Source organism: uncultured Paraglaciecola sp., assembly GCF_913058035.1.
In the GTDB taxonomy this organism is placed as follows: domain Bacteria; phylum Pseudomonadota; class Gammaproteobacteria; order Enterobacterales; family Alteromonadaceae; genus Paraglaciecola.
On record NZ_CAJXPA010000244.1, the window covers coordinates 1 to 5126 of the forward strand.

General features: G+C 35.7%; 3 protein-coding genes. All 3 read left to right on the forward strand.

Annotated elements, in window-relative coordinates:
- The first annotated feature begins 495 nt into the window (after positions 1 to 495).
- The 3 genes from yqfB (at position 496) to QZ562_RS19440 (ending at position 4907) form a co-directional block, all read left to right on the forward strand.
- The gene (gene yqfB / locus QZ562_RS19430; RefSeq protein WP_293763948.1) at positions 496 to 810 is read left to right on the forward strand and encodes a N(4)-acetylcytidine aminohydrolase; all 315 of its coding nucleotides are present in this window, start codon (positions 496 to 498) and stop codon (positions 808 to 810) included.
- 288 nt (positions 811 to 1098) lie between these two features.
- Complete coding sequence (locus QZ562_RS19435) at positions 1099 to 1794, forward strand: riboflavin synthase subunit alpha (RefSeq protein WP_293763950.1); 696 nt, start codon at positions 1099 to 1101, stop codon at positions 1792 to 1794.
- A 1832-nt stretch (positions 1795 to 3626) separates the two neighbouring features.
- Positions 3627 to 4907 carry a DEAD/DEAH box helicase gene (locus QZ562_RS19440; RefSeq protein WP_293763951.1) on the forward strand — a complete coding sequence of 427 codons (1281 nt, stop codon included), beginning with the start codon at positions 3627 to 3629 and terminating at the stop codon, positions 4905 to 4907.
- Positions 4908 to 5126 lie beyond the last annotated feature (219 nt).

The window sequence follows — 5126 nt, forward strand, 5'->3', positions numbered from 1 at the left end:
ATCTAACAAAGTATCATTCTAATATTCATATGACTTTCCTAGTCTCATCAATTTAGGCACTGTTGTTGAGAAACAAACATGGTTTGTTTCTAGAACGAATAAATGAATGGTGACAGGGTATCGAAAAAATTGGGTTTTAAACTAACCAAAATTTAATTTAAAATCTCGGTTAGATAACAACTGTCTTGGCAAATACTGTTTATTGAACAAAGGCTGACGTTCCGTTTTTCACAATAAACTGGGCCGGTGTATCTAAAACCTGCTCTTTTTTGGTCATGGAAGTACAGATGTCGGAGTAATAATCACGTTTATTTATTAAATTACAAATATAAATGAATTAATAAAGCATCTATTATAAATATTACTAACTTTGAGTAATTCAATAGAATTACAGTGGATGTCTTTGATGTTCTATGTTGTTAAGTTGATAGCCAGTTGCTGACCTTTTCATTATTATGGACTCGTGTATTTCATAAAACATAGTGAGGGAGGGTTGTGAGTCAGTTTAAAATGACTTTTTTTGAACGTTTTGAAGCAGATGTTTTATCTGGTAAAAAGACAATTACAATTCGAGATGAAACGGAAAATGATTATTTGCCCAATAGTATCGTGCAAGTTTCTACTTACGAAAATAAACGATGGTTTTGTGCTTTAAAAATTAAAGGTGTGCATGCCATTACATTTAGTCAACTTTCAAATTTCCATGCAAAGCAAGAGAATATGACACTTTCAGAGCTAAAATGTGTGATCCAAAAAATTTACCCAAATGTAAAAAGATTGTATGTTATTTCATATGAAATTTTTGATTAGTCAGACTTATCATTTTCACTTTACAAACTGATGAATTAAATCTTGTAGTCTCTTGAAAATATTGACTAAAACGCAGAGAAAATACTTATTCAAAATAATCAAATGCCTCTGAATATTCGATTGAATTACTTTGGGTATTTACGTAATTTATTACTTGCCTTTATAAATGCATCAAATCATGTGTTGAAAGGTTATTTATGCACTCGGGAAAGTGTTTCGTTAAGAATGAGCTTTCCAGAGCTTAATATTAATGAGTGAATAGCACTTGCCAATTTAAAAAGAGAATTTATGTTTACTGGAATAGTTCAATCTATAGCTAAGATCGCTGATGTCACAGACAAAAATGGCATTAGAACTTTTATTATTGATTTCAATGAAGGATTTTGCACTGATTTAGAGGTTGGAGCCAGTGTGGCGGTAGATGGAGTCTGTTTGACTGTCACAGAATTAGTGTCTGATATTAGAGTCAAGTTTGATGTGATGTTGCAAAGTCTTCTAATTACAACGTTAAGCGAGTATGAAAAAGATACTTCTGTCAATGTGGAAAGAGCAGCCAGAGATGGTGCTGAAATTGGAGGCCACCCTTTATCTGGCCATGTTGACTTTAAAGTGTCAATTATTAATATTAACCAAATTGAAGATAACTATTGCATCCGTTTAGGATTATCAAACGAATGGAAACGGTATGTTTTTCCTAAGGGTTATATCGCTTTAAACGGTGCAAGTCTGACTATTTCACAGGTAAACAAACAGGACGAGTGGTTTGAAGTTTGGCTGATACCAGAGACTCGAAGAATGACAGTATTTGAAGCTAAGAAAGAAGGCGACCATATTAACGTTGAAATTGAGCGTGGTACTCAAGTTATAGTAGATACTGTCCGAGATACTCTTCAGGAAACTCTAGGTCCTTTGCTACCACTTTTTGAGAAGTTACTTTTGGAGCAAGGGGTCGATATCGATTCGTTGGGGCTCAGTTCAACCTAGTTTATGAGCCAAAAAAATAATATAGTGTTTACAGATTAACTATGTATTTTATTGATTAGTCCTATTCAATCGGTGGTTTAACAAGGTAACTTACAGAACACTCATTGTAGATTTTTTATTGAATTACACAGAGTGTTCTTTTAAACAATGATGACTACTTTTCAATTACATTTAGAGCGCAGTTAATCTAATGTTTTTTAGAAACTGTTGGTGCTTGAAAACAATTTATTTTGTAATTTATTTCAACCTTGCTCTATTTAGAAACCAATTAATGGTACGTTTATGCCGTTTTATGCGGAGACTTCACTATCACTTCAGATTCAAATATATTAATTCTTGGGCCCATAATTCCATATGAGAAAAGTACCGGATCATTGAGGTTGTCTGTCTGACGATTAGGTGATTGTTGGGTATAGGAATCGAACTATTTTCGCTCATCAATGTCAATATATTCAATAAGATAGGATGCTTAGAAGCAAGGGATGCATCTTTTAATTTGGTAACTCAATCTGCCGCACCATACAATAAGATACCTACAATAAAATTCCCGGAAAAGTTTGCTAAAACAGCATTTACCGCATAACCACCATATGAGCCTCCATCGACCGCTGGTGATCTTAGTATCAACTTTGCCGTTATTTATAAAAAAAATTTAGCATATCGATTAAATCAAGAATACTGTCTAGCCTGTTTTATGATCGTCTAAGTTTACATATCTGTGACCACAGCCTGTTGAACCTTTTTGTTAGACAGTAACAAAGCGATACCACGTGCAACTATATATTGAGTACTTGCTAGGTAGCTAGGAAGGTAAGTAGTTAGCTAGCGATTGGGAGGAAGGTCGTTGTGTACTCTAAATACAATGGGTAGTTTCGCCTCCATAGAAGGCATATATAAAATCCCTTGCAGCATCACACCATCGCGCGTGATGATGGGTTTAGCTAGTGTATTCTTAGCTACTCCAGTCAGCTGAGATTGAATAAATCGGATTAACTTGCCTGATATATTGTTCTATGAATATATCATTTAGCGTACACCAACCATTCTCAGTAATTACCATTTTTTGGTTGTTTTTTGCGCAACTAATGAGATGCGCCTTGGAGTATTTGGGGGATGCCGGACAAATTTATTTGTTTTAACATGTTTTATTTTTATTTCGCTGAAGCCAACATTATTTTCAGCATAAACAAGAAATTGTCCATCTGGTACTCATCTAAAAGTGAAAATCCCATTACCAAAAGTCCATTGCTTGAGCTGACCACCTTGTGATGGCATTATCCTTAATTTTGGACTTATTGTAATCGACAATTGGAATACATTCTGTTGTCCATTATGGAATATTGGGTCATCTTGAGCGCCATTATTTGATGCAAAAAATTTATCGTGAAATATCGACGGGTGTGTCGCCAGATAGGGATGTTTTTCCTTATCACCCAAAGGAGATATCCCTTATATAGCCTTGTTATAAAAATATTGGTCGTTAGCGGTTGTATTCTAAGCGAAGCTCTCAGCCGTTTTAATATATTGGGTGGCGTGTAAATATATAAATAATTAGTTCATTGTGTGTCTCTTTTAGATTGATTTTTTATTCTAAATGACTTCAACAGTATATAAAAATTGTTTTGGTCATTTGCTAAAGATAGAGAAATAAAGTGTTATCTAAGTGATCTTGCATTAACCCGATGGATTCAGAACTATTAACATCATGAGTTGACATTACTTATATTAGCCATTTTTGTAAATATTCCTTTTAACTTAGAAAAGAATCAATCACTGTGCCCACGATCGGCATTATTTATAAAATCTTTAATCAATCTGAGGAACGTTTATCTATGTCATTTAGCTCTTTAGGTTTGTGTGATGAACTGTTGAAAACCGTTGTTGAACAAGGTTACACAACACCATCACTGATACAAATCAAAGCTATACCGGCGGTGCTCAGTCAGCGGGATGTTCTGGCGGCAGCGCAAACTGGCTCGGGTAAAACAGCTAGCTTTACGTTACCTATGTTACAGCTTTTGTCCAATGATCCCACCAAAGGCATTATCACTCAGGCAGGTACTACCCAGAATGCTGCTAGCCCAAATGTTAAACAAGTGCGTGCCATAGTCATTACACCAACCCGTGAGCTTGCTGCTCAGGTCGCTTTGAACGTAAAAAATTACAGTCGCCATATGAATATTCGATCTGCGGTTGTGTTTGGTGGTGTGAGGATTGAACCACAAATATCTGAGCTGCAAGGTGGTTTGGATCTGCTTGTAGCTACACCTGGTCGTTTGATTGATCTTTATAATCAACGGGCGATTAATTTTGAGCAGCTCGAGATATTGGTTTTGGATGAGGCTGATAGAATGTTAGATTTAGGTTTTATCGATGATATCCGTCGCATTCAAATGATGCTGCCAATTAAACGTCAAACTTTGATGTTTTCAGCAACGTTTTCCAAACAGATCAAGCTGCTTGCTCAAGGAATGTTAAACACACCACTTTTAATTGAAGTAGCAACCGCAAAAAGCACCATCAATTCGATTAAGCAAAAAATATATCCCGTGGACAAAGAGCGTAAGAGTGAGGCATTGATCTATCTGATTAAAAAGAATAATTGGCACCAAGTCTTAGTATTTAGTCGAACAAAACAAGGTGCAGATAGTTTGGTATTGAAGCTGGAAAAATCTGGTGTTAATGCTGCATCAATCCATGCGAACCGAACTCAACATGCACGTACACATGCTTTAGAGGGTTTCAAAAGTCGTAATATAAGAGTACTAGTTGCTACTGATATTGCCTCTCGAGGCATCGACGTTAATCAATTGCCCTGTGTGGTTAATTTTGACCTACCTTATGTTCCAGAGGATTATGTGCATCGTATTGGACGTACTGGCCGAGCTGGTACTTCTGGTCTAGCTGTTTCATTGTTCAGTGAGGATGAATCTAAGCAACTACAGTTGATTGAACGTGTCATTGGACGTGAACTTGAACGTGAAATTATCCCAGGTTTTGCACCTAGTAAAAAAGCGTCAGCAGACTTATTGGATGATGAGTATGGTAACTTTGAGGCAGACATTAAGCCACAAAATCGAGGCCAATCGAAGAGGCGAAGAAGCCGTAAATAGAAGGCATGTTGATTTAAATGAGTTGAGAAGCTTCTATCTACATAATTAGAATTTTTTTTTGATAATTGATAATTGATAATTGATAATTTTGAATGTTCCAAAAAACATAGAAGCTAGCTGTCTTATTCAGTTAAACTTCTACGCTTTACTTAGTCCCTTTATTGCCAAAGCACTTATCTAATCGGCGTTACTGTCATCATATAATTCAATATTTAATTC